This window comes from Afipia sp. DC4300-2b1, assembly GCF_049895725.1.
Taxonomy (GTDB): Bacteria; Pseudomonadota; Alphaproteobacteria; order Rhizobiales; family Xanthobacteraceae; genus Afipia; species Afipia broomeae.
This window is the reverse complement of sequence record NZ_JAFCSX010000002.1, coordinates 492,544-517,597: the sequence shown is the minus strand read 5'-3', so window position 1 is coordinate 517,597 and position 25,054 is coordinate 492,544. Positions and strand designations below refer to the sequence as shown.

Genomic DNA, 25,054 nt, shown 5'->3' with positions numbered 1-25,054 from the left:
TGTAACATGTTTTGTGGTATTGCCTGCCCCGCCTCTACTCGCAGTAGTATGCGGGAAATCAGATGCACGGGCCCTAAATGGATACGCCGCTCTTTCTCACTTTCTTCCTGTTCGCGGTACAAACCGCCGCAGGCGTGGCCCCTATGAGGTGGCCAGAGCACAAATGGTTGGCTGGCGTAATTTTTTGGGTCTCTGGGGCCTTTGCCCTAGTTTGCCTTGCGTGGTGGACGACCTCTAACCGCGAAACAGTGATGGCTATATTTGAACCTAGGAACTTCATTGCATTTGGTTTGCTCGTTGCAGTTGTCGCGTTTGGGTATCAGCAGATACAAACGCCTAAATCTGTCGAGGAAGCTCCTCCAGTTAAACCAACCCAATCAGCAGTTCCGGCTGCACCGACACAGCCCGCTCTAGGCTCGGTTTTAATTCCAGCCAAGTACTACTCAAGCGGCGACAAGGAGCGAATATCCGAACTGCTATTTAGTGCTTCGGTAGCGATCAATCGGGCATTGCCAAAGGTTCAAGCTGGCTTGACGCAGATTGCTGGAGGCTGGGACAAGCCTAACGAAGACATCGCGCCATATCTCGCGACCATACGAGATATGCAGGCGTCCATAGGAGAGCTTCATACCGCGCTGTTTGGTAAACTTATTCCCGACAACACGAACTACAATTCCGAATTGAATGCCCTATTGCAGCCGAATGATTGGGGTATTGAGAAAATGCAGATTGCTCTGAACGAGTACCACAACGCCTTGACGGTCTTTAGGGACTATCAGGGCGTCTTTCACCAACAGACATCTCTTCCTTATGATCCGAGCAAGCGGGACAATTTGGTGAAGTTGGTTACCCTTGCGCGGGACAATATGGTTCTTAACGGCGACAATAATTTTCGAAACTGGGCGGGCCGATGCAAACTAAGAATCGAAGAAACACAGAAAGCCCTGAGATGAAGCGCTTCGACAAGCTTTTGCAAATGATGGCTACTCAACCCGAACCTTCGGAAAAGCCTGCAAAAGCAACTCGAACATCAAAGCAGGCTGACTCCTCAAGTTATGGCGATACTCGAACTCGCGCAGGTAAGTCTGCAAGTGCTTCTTTGAAACCCAAACATAAGTCCCGTTGATCCCGCGCTTCACGCTGGACCAGAACGACTCAATTCCGTTCGTGTGAACGTCGCCGCGAACATATTCTTTGGCTGAGTGATCGACCGTTTCGTGATCGTAGCCATGACGCTCAGTCAGTGAGCGATAGCTGGACAATTCGTCCGTGTGGACGCGCGATCCCTTCTTCACGAAGTTCACGACATGCGGAACGAGCGTCTTTGCGGTGCGGTCGATAACATGACGTGTCACCACGTCACCGCCACGCTCTAGGATACCGAACACGACGGACTTGTCGTCAGGCTTGCCGCTATCAACACCGCCGATAAACGTCTCGTCCACTTCCACGGTCTTGCCGTGGCCACCCACAGGGTAGTCACCGTCCACGTAGCCCATATAGAGGCGGATCAGGCGGCACATGCGCCACGCCGTCTTGTAGGTCACGCCAAGCTGGCGCTGCACTTCCTTTGCCGCCACGCCGTTGCGTGTCGTGCAGAACAGAAACATCACATAGAACCAGTCGCGCAGGCTGGTGCGGGTCTTCTCAAACGGAGTGCCAGCGGTCGGGTAAACCTGATAGCCGCAATGCTCGCACTCGAACGAACGGCGGGCCTTTACCCGGTAATAGGTCGCCTGCTTCTGGCACTTGAAACAGGTGAACCGCTCGCCAAACCGTGTCCGCATCAGGTGACTAAGGCAGGCGTCCTCATCGGGGAACCGCTTCTGGAACTGCCGGATATTCGACAACTTCTGAGCCATGTGAGCCTCCCCGTAGAATATAGGTACTCTAACCGGGTTTGTTCTACATGTCCAGAGGGTATATATCCGGGACCGGGTACTGGCCTGTTTTAACCCTAGGTGGCCTGTTTTAATTATGGAAGCGGCCTCTAATGGAACGATGTTCGCTATACGAACTTGGTTCCATGACAGCCGGCTTCAGGCTGCCGGTAGGACCATATCAAATGACAGGCCCAACAAAAACTACGATCCATCTCTCATGCCTGGACCAATTTAATCGCAAGCCGAAGGCGCGACCTTTGCCCGACACATGGATCGACAGCTTTATTCGTCGCCTTACGCGGATTTTGAAAAGCATACAGACGACCGGGTGAGCAGGAGCCGATCCAACAATTCCCCCAGCCTCCCGGCGCGGAGGGTTTCTGGGCGTAGCCTCATCCAAAGATTGGACTCGATTCTCATCCAGCGCAGGAACTAGGATGGATCTCCCCTTGGCAGGGTGATCGCAATGCCCGTGAAGGAGCACATTTGTCCCAAGTGCGGGAAGCCTTTGAAGTTGATGCTGCCGCCCGGTCGCGAAGGCCCACGCACCTACCAGTGCATCCACTGCGATCGGCCAGACCCGATCAAATCGCCGCAGTTGAAGAAGCTGATTAAAGGGCTTTTGCACGAGCCCAAGAAGTAAGGCCCCCTGGCTGGTTCAAAAAGCCGCCGCCCCGCGTCAAGGAAGCGGCGGCCAAGTCTGGGAGGAACGCCCGACAAGGGCACCCCAGCGGTATGAGCGCCGCTGAGGTTCACGATGGCTCGCGTGAGCCGGCGTCTTCAAACCATGAATTGACGGCCGGGTCTGTGAAGATGGTCACAGTCCGCAACGCCGGCGATGCCCGCTCTCCGCCGTTCCGTTGCTTCGCCGTTCAAGGTTTTTTGCAAGGCGCCGCAGGGCTGTAACCCGAAGTGATGAATGGAGCCGAACTTTTGCCACCGCTATGCTTTTTCCTGTGACTGTTTCTTGACAGGAGTGCCGACCATGAACCCGACCCAGATCGCTAAATCGGCGCACGACCAGTTCATGCAGGTGGTCCACAAAGAGCTGGAAGCGTTTGAAAAACGCGAGAGGGAGTTTCTGGCGAGGGAACGCCAGGAGCGCGCCGAAGAACTAAAACTTGCACAGCAGCAGGAAGCCGGGCGCCTTCACTAGATCCGCTGCGCGGGCATCAACATGCGGCGGCTCAGGCAGTCTCCTTGTTAAAATCTTCTTCAACTCGCGCTTTGCGCGCCGCCGAGTTTTGAAAATCGCCTTGGCCTACTTCCAATGAGGTAGACGTGTTCTGATCTTTCCGACGCGATTTCTGATGCAGCGAAAAACAGAACCCGCTAGGCTTGTCTCATCACCGTCCGACTGTGGCATCACCGGTGACTGAGAGTTTTGCGCTCCCGCCTCGTCCACGCGGAGCTACCCATGAACTCGTTCGATCCTTCAATGTGTCCCGTCTGCGGGCAACGGATGACCTTGGTCTTCACGAACAGGCACAAACAGTACGTGTGCGACACCTGCGACGGCTTTGATCCGTTCAAATCGCCGAAGTGGGACCGGCTTGTGCACGCGGTGCGGCCGCCCGAGGGGAAGTAAGATTTCCGCATCACGCCTCAGGCGCCGGAACCATCGGCAGCGTCGGTCTTGGGTGTCCCCGCTGGGTCGGACGGCTCGGCGTCCGTCTCGAGCAACCGGACCAGGTCGGCCATGCTGGTCGAATCCTGCGCCGGGGACGGAGTCTCGTCCCCCGCGGGCCATAGCCATCTCTGGATGAGCCGGATCAGGCTGAACATTCGTCCCCCGCTCGTCATATCTCAGCAAGACAAATGAGCCGCGGCTTTCGTTCCACCGCGATGCAAAAATATGTCGCGGCCGGCCATCCTCGCCAAGGGATCGTTTCGGCCAACCGCCGGTTGAACCGGTTTACGGAAACCGGCGGCTGCTTCGACAAGGCTGCCGCCCTGGCTCACCCCTGACGAACAGGAGAGCGCCATCCATGGCCCGGACCAATTCAATCTCCATCGAAGAAAAGTGGCAAAAGATCGCGGACGACACGCGAAACCAGGCGAGCAAGATGCCGCCCTGCCAGAAGCGCGATGAGCTTTTGAAGAAGGCCAGTCAGCTCGACATCGCCGTCAACCTGAACAACTGGCTGTCAGCAGATCCGAAACCTCTGAAATAGCCACCAGCGCGGCATCACTTCGTGGCGGTCGATTTCGATTTTGCCGGCTTGGCCGCAGGCTCGCTGCGGACCGAGGCCCATGGATCGTTGCTCGCCTTGGCGTCCGGGATCTTGGAACGGGCGGCCTTGGCCGCATCCTCATTGGCCTTGTTCCGCGCCTTTTCTTCCTCGGTAAGCTCCTTGGTCTCGTTGAGCCTGAAACCGGGAGTGAACTGGGCAAGCGCCGGGATAGAGACGGAAACCGTCATTGCTCCGATCAGCATCGCCACCCGAAACACGTGCATTGAAACTCTCCCCACCCCGGTCAATTTTTGAGGTTGTTCGTCTTTGAGATTGTTATCGCCGCCCGACCGGCGACCGTGCACCGTTCTACTCCACCGTGAAACGATGGCCAAGACGGGGCGAGTACCCTGCAACGGCCGGAATCAGCCGGTTTCACGGTCATTTTATCCGTCGGCACGGCCGAGCCCTGCCGCGCGGCCCCTATCGTGAATCAATCCTGAATGCGACCGCGCCCGGCGCGGGGCATCGGTTTAAAGGCTGGCAACCGGCCATACCCTAGTGTCCGAATCCGAAGTTCGCTTCATTCTGCGGCACCGTCTGGATCGAACTTCGGATTCGGGAGACACTAGGAAAATATAACTCTCGTGAGGTTTGGGTTCGCAAGTCCGCAATGGAGCGCGCCGTAGAAACGATGCGGACTTGCGAACCACCACACGAGTCTGGCGCCCATGATCCAGAGGCTCGCAGCCATGACAGAAGCACTACAGGTGGACAGGCGGTCGCAAGCGCGCCGCCGCGTGTTCAAGGGCGGCGTCATCACATTCGGCGGCGCGGGAATCGATTGCACGGTGCGCAACATTTCGGGCGGCGGCGCGGCGCTTGATGTCGCCAACGCGGCGGTCATTCCGCCGACGTTCCGGCTCGCGATCAAGGCGGACGATTTTTTGGCCCGGTGCCGTGTGATCTGGAGCAACGGCAAGCGCTTCGGCATTGCGTTCGACTGAACGCATCGTCCGCATCGCTCGGAAGATGAGCTAGAACGAAACCCCGAGACGCGGGCCTTTCACCCATACGACGCGGCATTTCTTTTTGGAGCCGGCGTAGAGCAGTTCGAACCGCTGCGGCAGCGGCATGCGAGGCACCACCTCGAGACACGCCCCGCCCGCGGAATAATCCACGACATTGCAGCCGATCACCGGAGATTTCGGATCGACAATGATCTTGGCAGCTCGGGAGAGACTTCCCGACGGCTTTACGCGGTTAAAGCGGCGCTCTTGAGACATGCGAACATCCGTGAATGATCTTGCAGAGAGTACATTCAGGCCACCCCTTGCACTGACGTCCGTCTCGCCGACGGTGAGGCCATCTTTTTCTTGGTGGTTTCCGGTTTCAGGAAAATCACGCCAATCTGGTCGCCGTTCACGCGCACCATCTTGCAACGCCTGTAAGCCAGTCCCGTCGAGGACAGCAGCAGAAAGAATTCCTTCAGGTCCAGATTCCCGACGGAGCCGTCGACCTTCAGCAACGCGCCGCCCTCGGAGACGTCCAGCATCTTGCATGGGCGGCGCCAGGTGCCGTCTATTCCCATGATCTGAACATCGAAACCACGCTCGAAATCGATGCGCTGGCTCTTACGAAGTTCCTTGCTCATTGCGACCTCCTTCAGAGGCTGCTTGTGAAAATGTATTTCCAGAATTTCGGTTTACAAAAACTGTCGTCTTAAACGGCCGGCGCCGCGAAAACCGGACGTCGGTAGTGTCATAATAATTTGACATTACGCGCAATTACTTAAACTTCCTTAAGCGTACGGATCATTTTCAACCAGATGATACCGGCAGGCGTGATCGCGCCATCGCAGCCCGTCGCGTCATCGTTAACGATTGATGAAAAAAGCACCGCGCATTTAACCCGAACCCCACATCCGATTTTGATGTTTCCCGCATAGCGTCGAAGACCAGGGACGCACGACAAAACTGCGCGACGCCAAAAGCTGCGCGCTCAAAAAAACGCGTGAACAGGGACTGGGACGTGGTCGAGATTGCCAACGCAGCACAAGCCGCCGCCGCGCGCCGCGCATTGGGCTTTGCCCGCGAGCGAGCGGACGAAAGCGGCCGCTCCGCAGCCGGAGCATCGGCCCCACTGCCGCTGCTCGATACGATTTCCGCGGAACGCTGGCGGCGCCTGAGCGACAACGCCATCGAACCGAACGGCTACTACCTGCCCGAATGGGAACTGGCGGTGAATGCTTCCGCACAGGCGCGCACCAATGTCAGCGCCCTCACGGCGAGCGTCGATGCTATCGTGGCCAACGACGCGCCGCGCCTGATCGGCCTGTTGCCGGTGATTTCCGCATGGCGCGCCTATAACCTGCCCCTGCCCGCGCTTGTCAGCGCCGATCCCTACGGCACACTCGCAACGCCGCTGCTCGACCGCGACGGCGCGGACGAGGCCGCAGCAGATTTAATGCAGCAGGCACGCAACGCCGGCGCGCATGCGCTGATCCTGCGCGACATTCCGATCGACGGCGCGGCCATGATGGCGTTCACCCGCGCTCTCGCGAGCGATGGATTGAAGCCGCGCATCCTGCAAAGTCACGCCCGCGCCAGCCTCGACGCCACGCGCAATGCCGAAGATCTGCTGCGTGACGCGCTCGGCCCGAAGAAACTCAAAGAACTCCGCCGCCAGCGCAACCGGCTCGCCGACCATGGCGAGGTGATCTTCACCATCGCGACCGCGCCGAGCGAGATCAAACGCGACCTTGGAATTTTCCTCACCCTCGAAGCCAGCGGCTGGAAAGCCAGGCGCGGCACAGCGCTGGCCCAGAACGAAGGCGACGCCGCGTTCGTCCGCCGTGCGGTGTTCGATGCGGCCGCGCGCGGCAGTTGCGAAATCGTGACACTGCATGCGGGTGAGACGCCGGTCGCGTCCGCTATCGTGTTGCGTCACCTCGACCGCGCCTTCTATTTCAAGCTCGGTGTCGACGAGAACTTCGCCAAATATTCGCCCGGCGTGCAACTGACGCTCGAACTGACGCGCCATATGTGCGCCGACCCGAGCATCGCGATGGTGGATTCCACCGCAATGCCCGGCCACCCCATGATTGATCCGATCTGGCGCGGACGGCTTGCCATCGGCGACGTCCTCATCCCGCTCAATCGCCGCGATCCGTTCGTGCCGGCCATCCGGCTCGGCCTCGCCCTGCGCGCGCTCGTTCGCGAGCCCGCGCGCCGCCTCGTTCATTTCATCAGAAAATTCCGGGAGACACGCTCATGAACGTCGCCTCAAGCATTTCGCCGGTCATCACTGCCGACAATGAATCGCTGAAGCGGGATTTTCCGCTCAAGCCGTTCGCGATCCGTCACAAGCTCTCGGGTCATCCGCTGCTGACGCTGCCGCGCATCGCGCAGCTCGCATCAAGCATGCCCCGCGACCTGATTGAGTATAATTCGGGCGACGCCGCGATCAGCCAGGACCCCGACAAGGTGAAGAGCGTCGACCTCGATCCGGTCGAAGTGGTCAACCGCATCCAGACCGCCGGCGCATGGATGGTGCTCAAGCGCATCGAGAAGGCGCCTGAGTATCGCCAGCTTCTGGAGGACGCACTGACATCGGTCGCCCGCGCGCGGGGATTCAAGAGCATCGAGGACGCGGGCTTTTCGCAGATCGAGGGTTTCCTGTTCGTGTCATCGCCGAACTCGACGACGCCGTTCCACATGGACGCCGAGGACAACTTCTTCGTGCAGATCCATGGCGAGAAGATTTTCGCGGTCTACGACAACCGCGACGGCAAGATCGCCGACGATGCGCAGGTCGAGCATTCCACAGTCAAGCACCGCAACGTTCCGTTCCATGAGAGCTTCCGCCCGCGCGGCATCGAATTCAATCTCGACGCCGGCGACGGCTGCTACATCCCGTATCAGTGGCCGCACTGGGTGAAGACCGCAGGCTCCTACTCGATCTCCATGGCAATCACCTGGAAGACCGAGGAAGTGCGCCGCCTGAACGACCTGCATCGCTTCAACTCGATGCTGCGCAGCCTCGGCCTGCCGCAGGCGGCTCCGGGCAAGAACCCGGCGCTCGACGCTATGAAACTCGCCGTGTACCGCACCGCCGCTGCGATCATCGAGCCGCTGCGCGGCTCGGAGACCATGCGCCGCATCATCCGCCGCATCGCGCTCGGCAAGAACGCGAACTACTATCTGAAGAAGGCGTGAGCTCATCGCTCACGCAACTCCCTCTCTCCTCAGCGAACTCGGCGGCTGGCCCATGGCCTTGCGGAACGCCGCCGAGAACGCGCTCGAACTGCGATAGCCGTTGCGCTCCGCGACGCGCGAGATCGGCTCGCCGGCGACGATCGCTTCCAGCGCGTTGTGAAAGCGCACGCGCTGCCGCCAGGCGGCGAAGCTCAAACCCAGTTCAGCCTCGAACAGCCGCGCCAGCGTGCGCGTCGAGGCGCCCGCGGTATCGACCCAACTGTCCAGGGTGAGGCGGCTTGCCGGATCGGCCAGCAGCGCATTGCAAACCCGTAGCAGGCGCGGATCGCGCGGCATCGGGATCACCAGCGACAGCCGTTTCGCCTTGGCGATCTCACTCAGGATCAGCAGCGCCACCGCGCCGCCGCGCCCCTGCTCGTCATAGACCACCGGCTCCTCGATCAGGGCCAGCACCAGTTCGCGCAGCAGCGGCGAGACTTCGAGCACCGTCGGCGCGGCCGGAAGATCGTCACGGGCATCGCGCGCGATGTAGAGCGTGCGCATTTCCACAAGCCCGCGAATGCTGATCGCGTGCACCGTCCGCGCCGGAAGATACACCGCGCGATCCGGCGGCACGATCCACGCCTCGTCAGCCGTGCGCACCCGCATCACGCCCGTCACCGCATAAACGAGCTGGTCGCGCGCATGATGATGCGGCTCGATCTCGAAGCCGTCCTTGAAGCTTTTCGACATCGCCGCCAGCGGACGCGGCACGAACTGATAGTCGTTGGCGTCAGTGCTGCGGCGTGAACGCGGGGTCATGGCCGGTCGAAGTCCCGATGGCAGATTCTCGACGAAAATTGGCATGACCGCGCCATCCTGCCAAGGGTACTTTTTCGTCAGAGATTCTGTTTCGAGGCTCCCATGACGCGCGACCGCATCCATTTCCTGTTCCTGAACATCGGCCACTATCTGGATCATCTGTTCACGCTGATCTTCGCCACGGTGGCGGCGCTGGCGCTCTCGCGCGAATGGGGCCTCAGCTACAGCGAACTCCTGAAATATGCGACGCCGGGCTTCTTCGCGTTCGGGCTGTTCTCGCTGCCCGCCGGCTGGCTCGCGGACAAGTGGAGCCGCGAAGGCATGATCGTTGTTTTCTTCATCGGCATCGGCATCTCGTCGATCGCAACCGCATTCGCGCAGACGCCGCTTCAGGTTGGCATCGGTCTCTTCATCGTCGGCGTATTCGCCGCGATCTATCATCCGGTCGGCCTCGCCATTGTCACCCAGAAATGGAAGAACACCGGCATGCGGCTGGCTGTGAACGGCGTCTGGGGCAATCTCGGTGTCGCCAGCGCCGCGCTGATTACCGGCTATTTCATCGATCACGGCGGCTGGCGCACCGCTTTCGTGGTGCCGGGCATCTTCTCCATCGTCATCGGCGTGCTCTATGCCGCGCACCAGTGGAGCGAAGTGTCCACTGCGCACCAGAAGGCGCCGGCAGCTGCTGCCGCCCCGCCTGCGCAATCCGCCGGCATGAAGGCGCTGCTGCTGCGCATCTCCGCCATCGTGTTTCTCACCACGGCTGTTTCCAGCCTGGTGTTTCAATCGACGACCTTCGCACTGCCGAAAATCTTCGACGAGCGGCTGCAGGGCATCGCCACCGACATGACGCAATGGCTGTCGGCGAGCGGCGTGGCGGCGGCCAAGGGCGACATCGCCACCATGGTCGGCGCATTCACCTTCATCGTGTTCGCGGTGGCCTCATTGGCCCAGCTCGTGGTCGGCAGCCTGCTCGACAGGCTCGGGCCGCGCACGGTTTTCATGATCGTCGCCGCGATCCAGATCGTGTTCTTCGCGGTGATGCCGGGCCTGCGCGACGCATGGGCGCTGGCGGCGGCGTTCGGCTTCATGCTCGGCGCGTTCGGCCAGATTCCGATCAACGACTTCATGATCGGCAAGATGGCGAGCGGCGAAGCCCGCGCGCGGATCTACGGCGTGCGCTATGTCGTCAGCTTCACGGTGCTCGCGCTGGCGCTGCCGATGATTTCGTTCGTCTACGGCAATTACGGCTTCGACACGCTGTTCCGGCTGATGGCCAGCGCGGCGGCGGTCATCTTCGTTGCGGTGGCATGTCTGCCGGCGAAGCTGCCGACGCCAGCTGCGGCGGCAGCGTAGCAGCTCCTCCCTGTCATTCCGGGGCGCGAGCGAAGCAGGCGAACCCGGAATCCATTACCTCAGATGAAAGAATGGATTCCGGGCCTGCGCCCAAGGACGCATCCCGGAATGACGGCATTGCCGGAACCCTCACGCCGCCTGGTTGATCTCCGCCGAGACCTGACGGATCGCACGGGCGAGTTGATCCGCAGGCTGCGCGCCGGAGACCGCGTACTTCTGCGCGAACACGAATGTCGGTACGCCGGAAATGCCCTTCTCCGAGGCTTCCTGCGCCTGACCTGAAATGCGGTCCACGTCCTCGTCGGTGGCAAGGCGCTTGCGCACGCTGTCCGCGTCCAGACCGACGTCAGCCGCCGCCTGCACCAGCACATCGGTATCGGTGAGATCGCCGCCATCGCGGAAATAAAGCTCCATCAGGCGCTGCTTCATCTGCGCCGCCTTGCCCTCCGCCGCGGCCCAGTGGATCAGGCGATGGGAATCGATGGTGTTGGGCTGGCGCTTCACGCGGTCCGAATTGTATTCGAGCCCCTCCTCCGCAGCAGCCGCGACCACGCGACCCGCGATGCCTTTGTAGGCCTCGGGAGACCCGAACTTGGCGGTGAGGTATTCGTCACGCGAGATGCCTTCGCGCGGCACCCACGGATTGAGGAAGAACGGCCGCCAGTTCACCTCGACTGGAACATCCGGCACCAGCGCCAGCGCATCTTCAATCCGCTTCTTGCCGATGTAACACCACGGGCACACCACGTCGGACACGATATCGATCTTCAACGGCTTCAAAGTGCTCATGATGGAATCCTCGGGGCTGTTTCTCGGCCTGATGTGACCGGAAGATAAGCCATTGAGGCCATGAGACAAGGCGCGACGGCCGTTACTGCGCCTGCGGAATCGCCTTGGCCTGCTTGACGTAGGCTTCGATTGCCGCAAATCCCTCGGCCTTCGGCATGCCGTCAAGAACGTCGCCGGGCGTGCACCAGGGATACGGCAGGCGCGACAGCCAGTTCATTGTCGCCACGAGTTCGGCGGCCGGGAACATGTTCATCACATCGATGGTGATGACGAGCTTTTCCACCAGACCGTCCGAACCGAACGTCCAGTCGTAACGCCCCGCACCAACCCGGACCTTGCCGTCGCTCTTGGCGGACATCCCGACCAGCCAGAGACATGAAAAGTTGCGGCGGTCGGCGTCCGACGGACGCGAGAGGCAAACCGTGTAGACGTTTTCGTAGTCGATGCCGAAACGATGGACCAGCACGTCCGCGATGGCCTTCACGCCCCTCGCCGTGCTCGGAAACGAAATGGCGTCGGTCTTCACCACCATTTCAAGCTCGGCATTCGCGTCGAAGGCGCGCTGCATCAGGAACGGCCGGTTGCCGTCCTTGGCCAGAATGTAGGTCTCAACGGCGTCAGCGGGGCTTCTCATCATGTCCATCGATCCATGCGTTTTTTGCGCTTGTAGGCGATGAACGAGAGAACCTGCAATCACCGCGGCTGCATTGCCCTCATGAACGCAGCGGTCTTCTCATCCGCCGGAAAGAAGGTCTCGAGCGCCAGCTCCGACAGCGTGACGTCCACCGGCGTGCCGAAAATCATGGTGGTGGAGATGAAGCTCAGCACCTCGTTGCCGAACCGCATCTGGAAAGGGATCGCCACGGAATCGGCGAGACTCGAGCGCACCCCGCCCCGCGCCGGGATCGGGTAGGTTTTCAACTCGTCATAAAGCGCGACCAGCACCGGGTCGGCGGTGGCCTCGCACTGGCGATGCAGCCGCTCCAGCAGATGCCCGCACCATTCCGCAAGATTGACCGTGAGCGGCGCAAGCCCCTGCGGATGGAAGCTGAGGCGCATGACGTTCAGCGGCGGCTCCAGCAGCGACGGCGCGACGCCGGCAAGGAACGGCGCGATCATGGCGTTGGCCGACACCAGGTTCCAGTGCCGGTCGACGGCGAGCGCCGGATACGGCTCATGGGCTTTCAGCACAAGCTCCATCGCCTGACGCGCGGCGGCGAGCGCAGGATCGTCGAGCGAGCGCGTGGGGAACGCCGACGCGAACCCAGCCGCGACCAGCAGCACGTTGCGCTCGCGCAGCGGCACGTCGAGCCGCTCGGCAAGCCGCAGCACCATGTCGCGCGACGGCGCGGCGCGGCCGGTCTCGACGAAACTCAAGTGCCGCGCGGAAATCTCGGCATGGCCTGCAAGATCGAGCTGGCTGAGATGGCGGCGCTGCCGCCATTCGCGCAGGTGCTCACCGAAGTGATTGGGCGGTGTCTTCACCAAAGACTTGGCGGACGATTTGACGGCGCGGCGCGCCGAAGATGGTGCGTTCATCATGGTGGAAAACCTACCATGCAGAATTCACGCGTTCCATTACCTGCAAGGTAATCGATTTGGTCCCGCCGCCGGATCATCTTCCGCATCACAGGAGATGACCGATGACCACGCGAACGACATCACAACCAAAGCCCGCCACTCCGCAGCCGCCATCGGCGAAGGGCGGCCGGACCGCAGGGTTCGACACTTCCATCATCGCGACAAGCCCGCTGGGCTGGATCGCCAAACTCGCCAAGCGCCTGCTCGCGCAGTCGCTCAACATGCCCGAGCCGCTGCTGCACGGCACCGGCGTGTTCGTGTTTGCCCATGTGCAGGCCGCCGAAGACCGCGCGCTGAAGACGCTCTGCCCGCTCACCCTGCTGCGTCAATACCTCGCCCGCCGCCGCAAGTTCTGACCCAAACCCACCCGTCAACCCCAAAGGAGAACTGACATGCTCAATGCGTCCCCCTTCCTTCGCCGCGCCCTTCAGATCGATGCCATCTTCAGCGGCGCAGCCGCGCTGATGCTGATATTCGGCGCAGGTTTCTTCGCCGCGCTGCTGAATCTGCCCGAAGCCTTTCTGCGTAACGCCGGCCTCGTGCTGGTGCCTTTCGCTTTGGGCGTCGGTTACCTCGCCTCGCGCGATGTGGTGTCAAAGACTGCCGTATGGGCCGTGATCGTCATCAACGCGATCTGGACCATCGACAGCATCGCGCTGCTCGCCAGCGGCTGGGTCTCGCCCAATCTTCTCGGGCAGGCCTTCATCGTGATGCAGGCGATCGCCGTCGGCGTGTTCGCGGAACTGGAATTCATCGGGCTGCGCAAGAGCGAGGGCGCCGTGACTGCACGCTGACTGTCGTGATTTCAAAACAAATGCCGGGCCGGACATCCCGTCCGCCCGGCATTTTCATGCCGCCTCATGTTTTCCGGATTCGATCCAAGTTTAACGATCTCCGTTCCAGCCATTTAATTCAAAACGGCTAGCTTTGGTCCCTGTCGTTGATGGGAGCCGAACATGTCGGTTATCGAAGCGGAATTTGGAATGACCACCGAAGACACGTTCGACCATCGCCTGCCGCTCGTTCTGCTGCGCGAACGCCGCCGCGAACTGGTGATGCAGATGGGCTCCGGCGCGCCTGCCCTATCAAAGGCCCTGATTCAGGAAATCGCGGCGATCCAGCAGACCATCAAGGCCGTGGAAGCCGTCATCGCCGAATAGCGCGCGGCGGCATTCATCCACAGGCGAGCGTGGCCGTGCCCTTGCCCGGAGCCGTCCGGGCAGGCTTCAGTCCCTCCACCGCAATCGTGCGGAGCATCTCTCCGGGGGACTTGTCATGAATCTCAGCGCACCGACGTTTCCGATCTTTCTGATCTCGGTCATTCTCGCCGTGCTGGCCGCACTCGTCGCCTATGCTGGCGTCAAGATTCCGCTGGTCAGCGGTCACGCCTTCGCCACGCTCGGCATCGGCTACATCCTGCTGCTGGCAGGAAATCTTTTCAGAGGTCTGTGAGCGCGGATGTCGGGGCGGCGGTTGCGCGCCGCCGCCGGATGATCAGGTCGACGAAGCCCGGCTCGCACGATCCGGGCTTTGCGCCTGGACGATCTGCGAGAGCGGCCTGGTCCGCGCCGACTTGGTCTTGGTCGGCTTGCCGGTGCCGCGCGCATGCGGATTGGCCTTTGCGCCCGTCCTGGCGCCGCCGACCACGGTCTTGCGCTTCGGCGCGGCCTTGGATTTCAGGGATTTGGACTTCGCCGCCTTGACCACTTTCTTCAAGGACTTGTCGGCCTTCTTGCCGCTCTTCAGCGCCTCTTTGGCGGCCTTCTTTTCGGCCTTCAGCTTGAGCCGCAGTTTCTCGGCGCGAGCTTCGGCGCGTTTCTTCGCACGCTTCTTCTCGCAGTGGTCGCACTTGCAGCCGATCGGCTTCAGGAAAATCTTGAAGTAGTCGGTGCCGTAATCGTAGTTGATTTCCTCGCCCGGCTGGATGGTCTTGATGGCGCGGATCACGACCTTGCGCTTGCGCGAGTTGACGTCGGACTCGGCGTTCGGCCGGCAGGCGTGATTGATGTAGCGGGCGATGTTCTTGCGCACCGAACCGTCGATGGTCCAGCGATTGTTGATTTCAAACAGATACTTGTTGTCGATGTCGTCGTGCTTCTTGTTCTTCGAATCAAGCATCGGCCCGAAGTAGCGGATGATCTTGGTGCCCTTCTTGATCTTCTGCGTGGCGAAGAGACCGAGGCCGGTCTTGGAGCGGCCGATGCGATAGGGCTTATTCGAAGATATTTCGGGCATGGCTCACTGCAAAACGAACGAGGACACAAGGCGCGCTGGCGGTGTTCTAATGCGATTCCGCACAACATGACATGATTTTCGCGTCAAGCCCATGAACGATCCACTGACGATCCACACGCCTGACGCAGCCAATGGCGATGTGTCACAACAGCGCCTGGCAAAACGGGTTCCAGTTTACGCCGGGCACATTTCACAGCGTTTTCATGATGGCGGTGATACCGCGCGCGCCCTCGACGGCAGGGCATCCGGGCAACCGCTCAAAATATCGGCAGCATGAGGGCCGAACTTAAATCGGCCGATGGTCCGGCGTCATCATCGTGGCAAGCAACGCTTCCACGGTCGTACCGGGCGGCAGGCCGTCCATGATCGGCGACAGCCGGCCATCCAGATAAAGCATCGCGAATCCGTGCACCATCGACCAGATCCGCGCGATATCGGCCGCCTGCTCCAGCGTCAGATGGTCGGGTACAACCTCTTCGTGACGGCGGGCAGCAACGATGTTGGCGAGCTTGATAAAGGCGGCTTCGGATGCCTCGCGCAGCGCGGGCCGGTCGTGATCGAGGCGCTCGCCCCGAAACATCAACTGGAACATGCACGGATTATCCTGCGCAAAGGCGACGTAGGCGCTGGCCTTGCGTGCAGCGACAGCCTCCGGAGCAACCTCGCTGCACGTCGCAGCGCCAAGTTGTTCGGAGAATTTCTTGAAACCGATGGCCGCCAGTTCGCTCAAAAGACCGGTGACATCGCCGAAATGATGCGCCGGCGCGGCATGTGAGACACCCGCCTCGCGCGCCACCGCGCGCAGCGTCAGCCCGTTGATCCCCTCACGCTCGGCGACCGTCTTGGCCGCCTTGAGCAGGGCTTCATGCAAATCGCCGTGATGATAGGGCTGGCCGCGATCACCCTTGTGAGCGGACCTGGCAGCGGCCGGAGATGTTTTTTTCACAGACGCAGGCTTGGACAGCGGCTTTTTTCCAGCCGCTGCGGTCTTCGGGAGTTTCTCCCGCTTTGCTGCGTTTTGAGCACCCATGACCGCAATCTAGGTATGCATTTTGACGCTGTCAAGATTTTCCTTGACGACTCCCCGGCGAGGGCCTAAATGCATCTTTACAACGTCAAGATATTTCCAGGCAGACCGCCATGGCCCTCTTTTTGATCCTCGCTCCGTTCGCCACTTTCGCCACGCTCATGCTGCTGACGACGGTGAAGATCAGTCTTGCGGCCAGCGCTCTGGTCGCTCTCGGGCTGGTCCTTCGAGATATGGTCGAAGGCCGCTCGATCAAGATGCTGCCCATCGGCGCCCTCGTCATTTTCACTTCGCTCGCCGGATACCACTTTATCGCTGCCGCCGAGATGAGCCCGACATCCGTCCGTCTCGCCGTCGATGGCAGCGTGCTCGCCATCGCCCTCGTTTCCATCGCAATCCGCCTGCCCTTCACGATTCAGCATGCGCGGGAAGTGGTTGATGCCGAAACCGCCAAGCTGCCGCACTTCATGCGGACCAACTACATCCTCACCTGGGTCTGGAGCGCAGCCTTTGTTCTGATGCTCCTCGCCGACATGGTGACGATCTATCTGCCCAGCACGCCGCTGTGGGTTTGCGCCGCTATCGCGTTCGCCGCCCGCAACACCGCCACCTACTTCACGAAATGGTACCCGAAGCACGTTCGCGCCGGGATCGCGGCCAGCGCCAATGCGGCTGCTGCCTGATCCCGACCACAGCGCAATCGTTACAAACTCAAGGAGCCTTCGATGGCCCGCACTGCTCTCAAAATTGTCCTCGGCTTCCTCTCGACTGCTGTCTTTTTCGCGGCCTTCGTTCTCGTCGGCGATGTCGTGCTGGCGGCCTTGGCCGCGATCTCCGTGGTCGTCGCCCAGATCGTGTTCGGGCGAACCACCAGCGCGAAGCCAAGCGTCGCGATCTGGGGCAGTCTCGCAATTGTCCTGACGCTCACCGGCGTTTCTCTTGCCGGCGACGATACGACAGAGCCGCTGGTATCGCAGACCGACATCACCGGCACGGTGACCGATTGCGCCTGCAAGCCCGCGGCCAAGGTGCGCGGCTTGCCCGTCCCGTTCCGCCACGCTCCGGAAACCCCGAAAGCCCTTGCTCCGGCGCCCGGCCCCGTGTGACAGTTGCGGCATGGCCGCCGTCTTTCGTCAGCTCTTCGTCGATTTCTTCTCCACCATCGTCTTCCTCGTGGTCTATGCCGCGACGGGAGACATTTTAATCGCGACAGGCGTCGCTATCGCAGGCGCGGTCGGGCAATTCATCCGCGCGCGGATCAAGCAGCAGAAACTCGATATCATGACGTGGGCGAGCCTCGGGCTCGTCATCGTTCTCGGCAGCGCAACGCTGCTGACAAAAGATCCCCGCTTCGTCCTGATCAAACCCAGCATCGCGCATTTCGCCATCGGCGCGATCATGCTGCGCAAAGGCTGGATGCTGCGTTACCTGCCGCCGATCGTGCAGGAGAACATCCCTCACCTCGTCACCATTGCGGGCTATGCCTGGGCCGTTCTGATGTTCGTCCTCGGCATCGGCGTCATTGTATTCGCCATGATTGGCGACGTAAAACTGTGGGCGTTTTACGTGACGGTGATCGCCATCGGCGCCAAGGTGCTGGCCTTCGCCATTCAGTATGTGGTCTTCCGGGTCACCATCACGCGGAAGCTGCGCGCCGCAGCGGCGGCCGCCCAGCCGGCAAACTGACCCAGCAAGATGCCCATGCAGCGGTTTCTGGACACTGGTGGAAAGCCACGACAAGGTACGTGGCTGTGGCGACGGTGTTCAGGTAACGAATTGCAGTTGAAGAACGCGCAATTTAGATCCGCTTGAACGCATTTTTCTTCTTCTCAATCTTGTCTTTGACGAACCCGGCGCCAAGCCGTTCACCTTCCAACCACGCCAGCGCGCAACGTCGGTGCGCCGTTCCACGCGACGAAAGGACGAGAAAGAACTCTTTCAAGTCGAGCCCGGCGAGGCTGCCCAGAACTCTCAGAAGAACACCGGTCTCGGAAACATCGAGCATTTCGCACTGGCGCTGCCACGTTCCGTCAATGGCGAGTATCCGGACAGTGACACCACGCTCAAAATTAACGCGAGGTGCGCCCCGCTTGTCTTTATCCATACCGACCGCAAATTTATTACGTAGATATACAGATGCTCACGCTAGGAAGCACGTCCTAAGGATTGGTAAAATGCGCGGTCGTGCGTTCGGCACATGCACCGTGCAAAATTCGCATAGCCAATGGAAAAGAGGTATATCCGCCTCGGCGCGCCCCGCTTCAGACCAATTCAGGCTTGCGGGCGCGGAGAGAGGGAAACACATGGCAGTCGACGGAAACTGGAATATCACCCTGAGCACGCCGCTCGGCGATCGCGATGCGACGCTGATGCTGAAATCCGATGGCGGCGCGCTGACCGGCAAGCAGGCGGCGGACGGCAACGAAGCCGATATCGTGGACGGCACCGTGAACGGCAACAATGTCGCCTGGAAGGCGTCGATCACCAATCCGATGCCGCTGACGCTCGCCTTCTCAGGCAAGGTCGACGGCGATTCCATCTCCGGTGATGTCAGCATCGGCCCGATGGGCAGTTTCCCGTTCAAGGGAACGCGGGCGTAAGAACGCGCTCCCTCTTCCGTTTACGGGGAGAGGGAAACTTGTAAAACGCCGCACACCGCAACACTTATGGACGTCATCACCGGGCTTGTCCCGGTGATCCACGTCTTCTTCTTTCGCTCATAGTATGTTTAAGACGTGGATGGCCGGGTCATAGGCGAGCGAAAGCGACGCCGTTTTTCGAACGGCTATGCCCGGCCATGACAACTTCTTGCTCCGGGCATCTTCAACCGCTCGTCCCCGCGAAAGCGGGGACCCAGTCCTGACTTGAAGAACTGGATTCCCGCTTGCGCGGGAATGAGCGGAGATTACAGCCTCCCCAACGCGGCGAAATCCATCACACCCCCGGCATCCAGTTGCCGTGGAAGCCCTGCGGCACCCGCGCCGGCAAACCGATCCGCGCCACCGGTTTGGACTCGATCTTCTGCGCATCGAGAATGACAAGATCGCTGGCGTCGCGCGCGCGGTCGTAGACAAATCCCATCAGCCAGCCGTCATCCTCGCCGGTGCTGCCCTCGGGGGCGATATGCACGAACTCGCTCGGCACACCGGTCCCGAAGTCATGAACCGTGTTATTGCCGGACTTCAGATCGTATTTGCGCACGCTGGTGTAGCGCCCGGACGCGAGATCCGATCCGGTATCGACCGAATAGACGATGTTGTGCCGCGAGCCGGTCAGGCTTTCGTTGACGCGCGGAAACTCGATCGCCTTGTCGTCCAGCAACTGCTCCTGCGCCCTGGTTGCTCCGGGTGGAATCCGCCAGCGCTTCAGCGAGGCCTTGTCGAAAGTGGTTGCCGAAGGTCCGCCGCGCCACAGTTCGTTGTACCACGCCACATCGATCACGATGCTACCGTCTGTCTCTTCGAACGCGTTCGCGACATGGAAGACATAGCATGGATCGATCTCCACCCAGCGCAGTGACTCGATGCCCGCGCCGCGCTTCAGAATCCCAAGCCGTGCACCGTAGCTGTCGTTCCACGCGAACGGCATGGTCCCGCGCTGCGCGGCCGGCATATCGAACACCACCGGCAGGTCCATGAAGATGACGTGGTCCGACGTCATCGCGAAATCGTGCATCATGGTCGGCGCTTTGGTCGGGATCGGAATGCTGCGCAACAGCGCCCCGCTCGCGTCCACTGCGTGATAGGTCAGGAACGGCGGCATGAAGCCGTAACCGAAGAAATGCATTTCGCCAGTCGTCGGACAGATTTTCGGATGCGCGGTGAACGGCGTATCGAGCTTGCCGCCGTAGTCATGGAAACCGACCGTATCGAGGTCGCGGGTCATCATCATCGGCAGCGCGTTCTCGACCAGCGCCATGATTTTTCCGGCGTGGGCGATGACGTTGGTGTTGGCGGTGGAGGCGCGGATGTCGGGGATACCCGGCCGCGACGGCGCGCCGTTGAAGCGCGGCGTGCGGACCCAGCGGTTGCGGTACCACTCCGCCCTGCCGTCCTTCAGGGAAACGCCGTGCAGCATGCCGTCGCCCATGAACCAGTGGCCGGCATGGCCCTCGCGCGGATTGGCGCCGTTGCGCGCATAGAGCCCGTTCAGCTCGGGCGGAATTGCGCCCTCCACCGTCAGGTCGAACGCGGTCACCTCTTCAAAGACCGGCGCGAGGTTGCCCCGCTCCCAGTACGGCTTCTCGGCTGTGGTCTCCACCTGACTCATTATCGTTCTCCCTGAATGCCGTTTTGGCTTAAGTAAACAGTGCATACTTTACGACTCGGTCCGGCCAATGTAAACACCAGTTACATGAAGCCGGTAAAAAAAGAGGCCTATCACCACGGCGACCTGCGCAGCGCCCTGGTTGCCCTCGCGATGGAGCGCGTCCGCAAGGGCGGCGCGGAGAACTTCAGCCTGCGCGAGGCCGCGCGCGATGCGGGCGTCACGTCGGGCGCCGCCTACAAGCATTTCGCGGACAAGGATGAATTGCTGGCGGCGGTGGCAGCCGAGGCGCTCAATCTGCTCGCCCATCGCACGCAGAAGGCGACGACGGGCCTCAAGGGCAAGGAACGGCTTCACGCCGCCGCGATGGCCTATATCGATTTCGCCTCGGCGGAGCCGCGGTTGTTTCGGCTGGCGTTCAGCCGCTTCGGCTCGGACAGCCGCGCCGAGACCGACGGCATCCCCGGTTCATTCGACCAGTTGCGGATCGCCGTTGCGGGCGTCCAGTCCGATCCGGGCAAACCGACCGATCCCGATACGCTGGCGCTGGCATGGGCCGTCGCGCACGGCGTGGCATCGCTGATCAGCGACGGCATGTGGAAGAAGAACGATCCGCGTGTCGCTGCGGCGTTGCGGCTGTCGTTCAAGGGCATCGCGCCGGGGAAGTAAACTGCCGCCCGACCTGCGGCAAAGCCAGCTCTAGAACCATATCTGCATGGGCAGTCCGCTGGAATCTCGCGGAGCATCCCCTTCGGGCAGACGAGCACGGAAATCTCGCGCCGCAATCGCGCAGGCGCAGGCATCGAGGACATCGTCTGCTTTCGCACCCTTGCCGATGCGCGTCTCGTTCAGCCACGTGTCGATCATCGCAAATCCGTCGCGCTTGAGCAACGCGCGGCGCAGCCGTGCGCCCCGCGCTGATTTCTTCGAATCCAGTGGTGTGCTATCGTTGAGCTGCAGGAACACCAGTTCGGGATGCACCTCGCGAACCTCAAGAGACGGGTTCGTCTGAACGAAGGCATCGACCTCCATGATCTTTGGGCCAAGATGCCAGAGCTGCCGGGACACGCGCGGTTGCCCACGCCGGTGCGCTTCAACGTTGGCCTCGTCGGGGTCGGTGAAATCCTGCCAAAGCCACCGGCGCGCGCCGGTGAAAACGCGCGACGAATGCGGCCTGAGCTTTTCGCGCGCCTTCAGATCGCAGTCGCGAACGCCGTTCTCCGTCATGCCAATGGGAATATCGATGCCGGCGCGGTCAAAGCCGAGCGCAACAATCTCACGCACATGCTCAATGAAATGAATCGTGCGCCGCGCGCCATCGATGCGGACGGCGACCCAGCCGTTTCTGAATCCATCAAGGCCGAGGGCGATCATGCATCGCCATCGATCCTTGAGGCCTTGGCACGCTGCGCCGCCCACATATTATCGATGAGGTTGGGATAGCGACGCCCCGCCTTCGCTGCGCGTTCGCGCGCCAGTTCCCGCAATTCCGGGGAGAGCTTCGACGACTTGCCGCCGCGGCTTTTGCGCGGGCTCGGCTTCTTCCACGGCGGCTTGCTGGATTTGGCTGGCACGGTCAAATCTTACCCCAGATTCAACTCCTTGAAGAAGTCGTTGCCCTTGTCGTCCATGATGATGAAGGCCGGGAAGTTCTCGACCTCGATGCGCCAGATCGCTTCCATGCCGAGTTCGGGATATTCCACCACCTCGACCTTCTTGATGCAGTGTTCGGCGAGGTTCGCCGCCGAGCCGCCGATCGAGCCGAGATAGAACCCGCCGTACTTCTTGCACGCGTCGCGCACCGCCGCCGAGCGGTTGCCCTTCGCCAGCATCACCATTGAGCCACCCGCGGCCTGGAAATGATCCACGAACGAATCCATGCGGCCCGCCGTGGTCGGACCGAATGAGCCGGAGGCGTAGCCTTCGGGAGTCTTCGCCGGTCCCGCGTAATAGATCGGATGGTTCTTGAAGTAATCCGGCAGCGGCTCGCCCTTCTCGAGGCGCTCGCGCAACTTGGCATGCGCAGAGTCGCGCGCCACGATCATGGTGCCGGTGAGTGAGAGCCGCGTCTTGGTCGGATACTTCGTCAGCGTGGCGAGAATATCCTTCATCGGCTGGTTGAGATCGATCTGCACCACCTCGCCGCCGAGTTTGGCCTCCACCTCCGGCAGATACTTCGCCGGATTGTGTTCGAGTTCCTCCAGATACACGCCGTCCCTGGTGATCTTGCCGAGCACCTGACGGTCCGCCGAGCACGACACGCCGAGACCAATGGGAAGTGACGCGCCGTGACGCGGCAGCCGGATCACACGCACGTCGTGACAGAAATACTTGCCGCCGAACTGCGCGCCGACGCCGAGCGACTGCGTCATCTTCAGGATTTGCTGCTCCATCTCCAGATCGCGGAACGCATTGCCGTCCGGCGAGCCGTGCGTCGGCAGTTCATCGAGATAACGCGCGGAGGCGAGCTTCACCGTCTTCATGCAGAGTTCGGCCGAGGTGCCGCCGATGACGATGGCAAGATGATACGGCGGACACGCGGCGGTGCCGAGCGTCAGCACCTTCTCTTTCAGGAACGCATGCAGGCGATCCTTGGTCAGCAGCGAGGGCGTGCCCTGAAACAGGAAGCTCTTGTTGGCGCTTCCGCCGCCCTTGGCCATGAACATGAACTTGTAGGTGTCATCGCCCTCGGCATAGATCTCGGTCTGCGCCGGCATGTTGTTGGCGGTGTTCTTCTCTTCGAACATCGACAGGGGTGCGACCTGCGAATAGCGCAGGTTGCGGCGCAGATACGCGTCGCGCGCCCCTTCGCTCAAGGCAGCCTCGTCGTCGCCCTCGGTGATGACGCGCGCGCCCTTCTTGCCCATGATGATCGCGGTGCCGGTGTCCTGGCACATCGGCAGGATGCCGCCGGCGGCGATGTTGGCGTTCTTCAAAAAGTCGAACGCGACGAACTTGTCGTTATCGCTGGCTTCCGGGTCGTCGAGAATCTTGCGGAGCTGCGCCAGATGGCCCGGCCGCAGGTAGTGGTTGATGTCGCCGAACGCAGCTTCGGAGAGCGCACGCAGCGCCTCGCGGGTCACCACCAGCATCTCCTTGCCCATCACCGTCTCGACCCGGACGCCCTCGGCCGTGATCTTCCGGTACGGCGTCTTGTCCGCGCCCAGCGGAAACAGCGGGGTGTGCTTGTAGGGCGGAACGGCTTTGGGCGCGGGCACAGGGATCGGGGCGTTCATGGAGGGTCTCGCGGGTTGGAAGGGCGAAAAGCGTTGGACTTTCAAGGGTCCTGCTCGCGCCTCATCTTAGGTTTGAACCGTTCTAATCGCTTTTCCGACAAAGGGAAGATGGCCAGAAGCGTTGCAGGGCGGCTGTGCGCGGCCTGAGGACGCGCTACGGTGCGGCCTTTCAGAATGGATTTCGATCAGGACTTTCAGACATGTCCCCCGCTACGCCGGTGATTGCCGATTCCCCCGCGCCCGAGCCCACATCCATGCCTGCCCCGCAAATGCTCGGGCTGCGCGCCGTGCTCATTATTCTGGCCCTGATCGAGGCCGGGCTCGGGCTCTCCGATGCGCCGACGCTGTTCGGCGACATGTCGCATATCGGCTCGGGCATCGGCGCCGGACTGGTCAAGGCGCATCTTGCCGCCCATCCGGTGCTGGCGGTTGCCGCCATCGTGTTCGCGGCCATGGGCCGCGTGCGGCACGCGATCGTCGCACTCGGCACCATCATCATCATGGCGTGGCTGAACGACATGCCGTCGGTCGTCGCGCACGGGCTCGAGTTCAGGAGCGCGTTCGGCGCGGTGGAAACCACCGCGAAGGTCATCGCCTTCCCGCTGATCGCCGCCTGCGCCATCGCCTATGCGGCGCATAACGAGCATCTCGGCCGCGCGACATTCCTTGCTGCCGTCCCGACGCTGTTCAATCTCGTGCTGCTCGTCGGGTTCGCGATCGGCGTGATGATCTACGGGTTTTGAATTCTCACAACGACGCATGTTCTCCCTCCCCCTTGTGGGGAGGGTCGGCCAGGCGAAGCGAGGCCGGGGTGGGGGTACATCATTACGCTTGAAATCTTCGACGCTGAACGACACCCCCACCCGGCTTGCCGCGCACAAGTGCGCGACAAGCTACCCTCCCCACAAGGGGGAGGGATAAAGAGCGCCCCTTGCACTCACCCGTCCCGCACGCTTCAATGCCATGGGAGAAACCATGACAAAACGCACCTCGGTTTTTAGACATTCCGCCGTCGCGGCTGCGCTTGTTGCCGCCATGGCCGCGCTCGGCAGCACCCCTGCCCGCGCCGACCGCTGCGACGATCTCGCAAAAGATCTCGTCAACCAGATTCCCGGGCTCAAGATCGGCAAGACGGTCGCAGGCGTGATCTATCTCGAACACCCCGCCGTGACGCAGGCCTCGCTCGGCTGTTCGAGCCGCAACCGCACCAATGACGTGTTCGCCTCCACCGACAAGAAGAAGCCGGCGGAAGCCTATTACGATTTCATCGGCACGGCGGCGGCGCTGGTGTTCACCATCCCGAAGCCCGACGCGGTCAAGGGCGCAAAGCGTTGCGTCAGCCGCACCAATATCATCCGCGGCTACAATATCGATTCACGCTACCGCAAGCTCGACGTCCACTGCACTGTCGCCAAGACCGGCGTGCGCATCACGATGTCGCGCGAGAAGGGTGTGTGATGGGGGCTAAAGCGTATCATTTAATGATACA

Annotated in this window: 34 protein-coding genes; 19 read left to right on the top strand and 15 right to left on the bottom strand. The window is 61.3% G+C overall.

Annotated elements, in window-relative coordinates; all coding sequences use genetic code 11:
• Nucleotides 1–77: 77 nt before the first annotated feature.
• Nucleotides 78–953 carry a hypothetical protein gene (locus ACP7AL_RS09160; RefSeq protein ID WP_425990824.1) on the top strand — a complete coding sequence of 292 codons (876 nt, stop codon included), beginning with the start codon at nt 78–80 and terminating at the stop codon, nt 951–953.
• Nucleotides 954–983: 30 nt separating this feature from the next.
• On the opposite strand, the gene ACP7AL_RS09155 is transcribed toward ACP7AL_RS09160, so the two are convergent.
• Nucleotides 984–1,862, bottom strand: a complete 879-nt coding sequence (locus ACP7AL_RS09155; protein WP_425990822.1) for an IS1595 family transposase — start codon at nt 1,860–1,862, stop codon at nt 984–986.
• A 1,006-nt stretch (nt 1,863–2,868) separates the two neighbouring features.
• Here ACP7AL_RS09155 and ACP7AL_RS09150 point away from each other — a divergent pair.
• Complete coding sequence (locus tag ACP7AL_RS09150; RefSeq protein WP_425990820.1) at nt 2,869–3,039, top strand: hypothetical protein; 171 nt, start codon at nt 2,869–2,871, stop codon at nt 3,037–3,039.
• Between the two features lie 832 nt (nt 3,040–3,871).
• Nucleotides 3,872–4,057 (top strand): hypothetical protein, encoded by a 186-nt coding sequence (locus ACP7AL_RS09145; protein ID WP_006021371.1) that lies wholly within the window; start codon nt 3,872–3,874, stop codon nt 4,055–4,057.
• Nucleotides 4,058–4,071: 14 nt separating this feature from the next.
• Here ACP7AL_RS09145 and ACP7AL_RS09140 read toward each other — a convergent pair whose 3' ends face one another.
• A complete protein-coding gene (locus ACP7AL_RS09140; protein ID WP_006021372.1) occupies nt 4,072–4,341 on the bottom strand; it encodes a hypothetical protein in 270 nt (89 codons plus the stop codon).
• Between the two features lie 468 nt (nt 4,342–4,809).
• Between ACP7AL_RS09140 and ACP7AL_RS09135 the strand changes: the two genes are divergently transcribed.
• A complete protein-coding gene (locus ACP7AL_RS09135; protein WP_425990817.1) occupies nt 4,810–5,064 on the top strand; it encodes a PilZ domain-containing protein in 255 nt (84 codons plus the stop codon).
• Between the two features lie 30 nt (nt 5,065–5,094).
• Here ACP7AL_RS09135 and ACP7AL_RS09130 read toward each other — a convergent pair whose 3' ends face one another.
• Nucleotides 5,095–5,343, bottom strand: a complete 249-nt coding sequence (locus ACP7AL_RS09130; RefSeq protein ID WP_425990815.1) for a PilZ domain-containing protein — start codon at nt 5,341–5,343, stop codon at nt 5,095–5,097.
• 35 nt (nt 5,344–5,378) lie between these two features.
• Nucleotides 5,379–5,711, bottom strand: a complete 333-nt coding sequence (locus tag ACP7AL_RS09125; protein ID WP_425990814.1) for a PilZ domain-containing protein — start codon at nt 5,709–5,711, stop codon at nt 5,379–5,381.
• Between the two features lie 377 nt (nt 5,712–6,088).
• Between ACP7AL_RS09125 and ACP7AL_RS09120 the strand changes: the two genes are divergently transcribed.
• Both ACP7AL_RS09120 and ACP7AL_RS09115 read left to right on the top strand, forming a co-directional pair.
• A complete protein-coding gene (locus ACP7AL_RS09120; RefSeq protein ID WP_425991660.1) occupies nt 6,089–7,333 on the top strand; it encodes a GNAT family N-acetyltransferase in 1,245 nt (414 codons plus the stop codon).
• Nucleotides 7,330–8,274, top strand: coding sequence for a cupin-like domain-containing protein (locus ACP7AL_RS09115; RefSeq protein ID WP_425990812.1), 945 nt, complete (start codon nt 7,330–7,332; stop codon nt 8,272–8,274). The genes ACP7AL_RS09120 and ACP7AL_RS09115 overlap by 4 nt, the downstream gene beginning before the upstream one ends.
• Before the next feature lie 9 nt (nt 8,275–8,283).
• Here the strand turns inward: ACP7AL_RS09115 and ACP7AL_RS09110 are convergent, their stop codons facing one another.
• Nucleotides 8,284–9,120, bottom strand: coding sequence for an AraC family transcriptional regulator (locus ACP7AL_RS09110; RefSeq protein ID WP_425990810.1), 837 nt, complete (start codon nt 9,118–9,120; stop codon nt 8,284–8,286).
• A 57-nt stretch (nt 9,121–9,177) separates the two neighbouring features.
• On the opposite strand from ACP7AL_RS09110, the gene ACP7AL_RS09105 reads away from it, so the two are divergent.
• Nucleotides 9,178–10,431, top strand: a complete 1,254-nt coding sequence (locus ACP7AL_RS09105) for an MFS transporter (RefSeq protein WP_425990808.1) — start codon at nt 9,178–9,180, stop codon at nt 10,429–10,431.
• 129 nt (nt 10,432–10,560) lie between these two features.
• Here the strand turns inward: ACP7AL_RS09105 and ACP7AL_RS09100 are convergent, their stop codons facing one another.
• The 3 genes from ACP7AL_RS09100 to ACP7AL_RS09090 all read right to left on the bottom strand — a co-directional run bounded on the left by ACP7AL_RS09100 (nt 10,561) and on the right by ACP7AL_RS09090 (nt 12,759).
• Nucleotides 10,561–11,220: a DsbA family oxidoreductase gene (locus tag ACP7AL_RS09100; protein WP_006021380.1), complete on the bottom strand. Its 660-nt coding sequence runs from the start codon at nt 11,218–11,220 to the stop codon at nt 10,561–10,563.
• Between the two features lie 82 nt (nt 11,221–11,302).
• Nucleotides 11,303–11,857 (bottom strand): hypothetical protein, encoded by a 555-nt coding sequence (locus tag ACP7AL_RS09095; RefSeq protein WP_425990806.1) that lies wholly within the window; start codon nt 11,855–11,857, stop codon nt 11,303–11,305.
• A gap of 56 nt (nt 11,858–11,913) precedes the next feature.
• Nucleotides 11,914–12,759, bottom strand: a complete 846-nt coding sequence (locus ACP7AL_RS09090; protein WP_425991658.1) for a helix-turn-helix domain-containing protein — start codon at nt 12,757–12,759, stop codon at nt 11,914–11,916.
• A 104-nt stretch (nt 12,760–12,863) separates the two neighbouring features.
• Between ACP7AL_RS09090 and ACP7AL_RS09085 the strand changes: the two genes are divergently transcribed.
• From ACP7AL_RS09085 to ACP7AL_RS09070, 4 genes are all read left to right on the top strand, one after another.
• On the top strand, nt 12,864–13,157 hold the full coding sequence (locus ACP7AL_RS09085) for a hypothetical protein (RefSeq protein WP_425990804.1): 294 nt from the start codon (nt 12,864–12,866) through the stop codon (nt 13,155–13,157).
• A 36-nt stretch (nt 13,158–13,193) separates the two neighbouring features.
• Nucleotides 13,194–13,595: a hypothetical protein gene (locus ACP7AL_RS09080; RefSeq protein WP_425990802.1), complete on the top strand. Its 402-nt coding sequence runs from the start codon at nt 13,194–13,196 to the stop codon at nt 13,593–13,595.
• Between the two features lie 162 nt (nt 13,596–13,757).
• Nucleotides 13,758–13,961, top strand: coding sequence for a hypothetical protein (locus ACP7AL_RS09075; protein ID WP_024577078.1), 204 nt, complete (start codon nt 13,758–13,760; stop codon nt 13,959–13,961).
• 115 nt (nt 13,962–14,076) lie between these two features.
• Nucleotides 14,077–14,253, top strand: coding sequence for a hypothetical protein (locus ACP7AL_RS09070; RefSeq protein WP_006021386.1), 177 nt, complete (start codon nt 14,077–14,079; stop codon nt 14,251–14,253).
• 42 nt (nt 14,254–14,295) lie between these two features.
• Here the strand turns inward: ACP7AL_RS09070 and ACP7AL_RS09065 are convergent, their stop codons facing one another.
• Nucleotides 14,296–15,036 carry an SET domain-containing protein gene (locus ACP7AL_RS09065; RefSeq protein ID WP_425990800.1) on the bottom strand — a complete coding sequence of 247 codons (741 nt, stop codon included), beginning with the start codon at nt 15,034–15,036 and terminating at the stop codon, nt 14,296–14,298.
• Nucleotides 15,037–15,127: 91 nt separating this feature from the next.
• Between ACP7AL_RS09065 and ACP7AL_RS09060 the strand changes: the two genes are divergently transcribed.
• On the top strand, nt 15,128–15,313 hold the full coding sequence (locus ACP7AL_RS09060; protein WP_425990798.1) for a hypothetical protein: 186 nt from the start codon (nt 15,128–15,130) through the stop codon (nt 15,311–15,313).
• Between the two features lie 9 nt (nt 15,314–15,322).
• On the opposite strand, the gene ACP7AL_RS09055 is transcribed toward ACP7AL_RS09060, so the two are convergent.
• Entirely contained in the window at nt 15,323–16,066 is a 744-nt protein-coding gene (locus ACP7AL_RS09055; RefSeq protein ID WP_006021388.1) for a TetR/AcrR family transcriptional regulator, read from the bottom strand.
• Nucleotides 16,067–16,176: 110 nt separating this feature from the next.
• Between ACP7AL_RS09055 and ACP7AL_RS09050 the strand changes: the two genes are divergently transcribed.
• From ACP7AL_RS09050 to ACP7AL_RS09040, 3 genes are read left to right on the top strand one after another with little or no spacing between them, the layout of a single operon-like run.
• The gene (locus ACP7AL_RS09050) at nt 16,177–16,746 is read left to right on the top strand and encodes a hypothetical protein (RefSeq protein WP_425990796.1); all 570 of its coding nucleotides are present in this window, start codon (nt 16,177–16,179) and stop codon (nt 16,744–16,746) included.
• 42 nt (nt 16,747–16,788) lie between these two features.
• Nucleotides 16,789–17,169, top strand: coding sequence for a hypothetical protein (locus tag ACP7AL_RS09045; RefSeq protein WP_425990794.1), 381 nt, complete (start codon nt 16,789–16,791; stop codon nt 17,167–17,169).
• A gap of 10 nt (nt 17,170–17,179) precedes the next feature.
• Nucleotides 17,180–17,749, top strand: coding sequence for an inner membrane-spanning protein YciB (locus ACP7AL_RS09040; RefSeq protein WP_425990792.1), 570 nt, complete (start codon nt 17,180–17,182; stop codon nt 17,747–17,749).
• A 112-nt stretch (nt 17,750–17,861) separates the two neighbouring features.
• On the opposite strand, the gene ACP7AL_RS09035 is transcribed toward ACP7AL_RS09040, so the two are convergent.
• On the bottom strand, nt 17,862–18,167 hold the full coding sequence (locus tag ACP7AL_RS09035; protein ID WP_111835254.1) for a PilZ domain-containing protein: 306 nt from the start codon (nt 18,165–18,167) through the stop codon (nt 17,862–17,864).
• A gap of 199 nt (nt 18,168–18,366) precedes the next feature.
• Here ACP7AL_RS09035 and ACP7AL_RS09030 point away from each other — a divergent pair, with 199 nt between their 5' ends.
• Nucleotides 18,367–18,663: a hypothetical protein gene (locus tag ACP7AL_RS09030; protein WP_425990790.1), complete on the top strand. Its 297-nt coding sequence runs from the start codon at nt 18,367–18,369 to the stop codon at nt 18,661–18,663.
• Between the two features lie 334 nt (nt 18,664–18,997).
• Here ACP7AL_RS09030 and ACP7AL_RS09025 read toward each other — a convergent pair whose 3' ends face one another.
• On the bottom strand, nt 18,998–20,332 hold the full coding sequence (locus ACP7AL_RS09025) for a carotenoid oxygenase family protein (RefSeq protein WP_425990788.1): 1,335 nt from the start codon (nt 20,330–20,332) through the stop codon (nt 18,998–19,000).
• Nucleotides 20,333–20,416: 84 nt separating this feature from the next.
• Between ACP7AL_RS09025 and ACP7AL_RS09020 the strand changes: the two genes are divergently transcribed.
• The gene (locus ACP7AL_RS09020; protein ID WP_425990786.1) at nt 20,417–20,998 is read left to right on the top strand and encodes a TetR/AcrR family transcriptional regulator; all 582 of its coding nucleotides are present in this window, start codon (nt 20,417–20,419) and stop codon (nt 20,996–20,998) included.
• 30 nt (nt 20,999–21,028) lie between these two features.
• Here ACP7AL_RS09020 and ACP7AL_RS09015 read toward each other — a convergent pair whose 3' ends face one another.
• Genes ACP7AL_RS09015 through ACP7AL_RS09005 form a run of 3 tightly spaced genes read right to left on the bottom strand, consistent with a single transcriptional unit; the run spans nt 21,029 to nt 23,565 of the window.
• Nucleotides 21,029–21,703: a DUF429 domain-containing protein gene (locus tag ACP7AL_RS09015; protein ID WP_425990784.1), complete on the bottom strand. Its 675-nt coding sequence runs from the start codon at nt 21,701–21,703 to the stop codon at nt 21,029–21,031.
• A complete protein-coding gene (locus tag ACP7AL_RS09010) occupies nt 21,700–21,903 on the bottom strand; it encodes a hypothetical protein (RefSeq protein ID WP_024918957.1) in 204 nt (67 codons plus the stop codon). Before ACP7AL_RS09010 ends, ACP7AL_RS09015 begins: the two co-directional genes overlap by 4 nt.
• 9 nt (nt 21,904–21,912) lie before the next feature.
• The gene (locus tag ACP7AL_RS09005; protein ID WP_425990782.1) at nt 21,913–23,565 is read right to left on the bottom strand and encodes a fumarate hydratase; all 1,653 of its coding nucleotides are present in this window, start codon (nt 23,563–23,565) and stop codon (nt 21,913–21,915) included.
• Between the two features lie 200 nt (nt 23,566–23,765).
• On the opposite strand from ACP7AL_RS09005, the gene ACP7AL_RS09000 reads away from it, so the two are divergent.
• Together ACP7AL_RS09000 and ACP7AL_RS08995 are read left to right on the top strand one after the other, a co-directional pair.
• Nucleotides 23,766–24,308 (top strand): hypothetical protein, encoded by a 543-nt coding sequence (locus ACP7AL_RS09000; protein WP_425990780.1) that lies wholly within the window; start codon nt 23,766–23,768, stop codon nt 24,306–24,308.
• Between the two features lie 232 nt (nt 24,309–24,540).
• Nucleotides 24,541–25,023: a hypothetical protein gene (locus ACP7AL_RS08995; RefSeq protein WP_425990778.1), complete on the top strand. Its 483-nt coding sequence runs from the start codon at nt 24,541–24,543 to the stop codon at nt 25,021–25,023.
• The last annotated feature ends 31 nt before the right edge of the window (nt 25,024–25,054 follow it).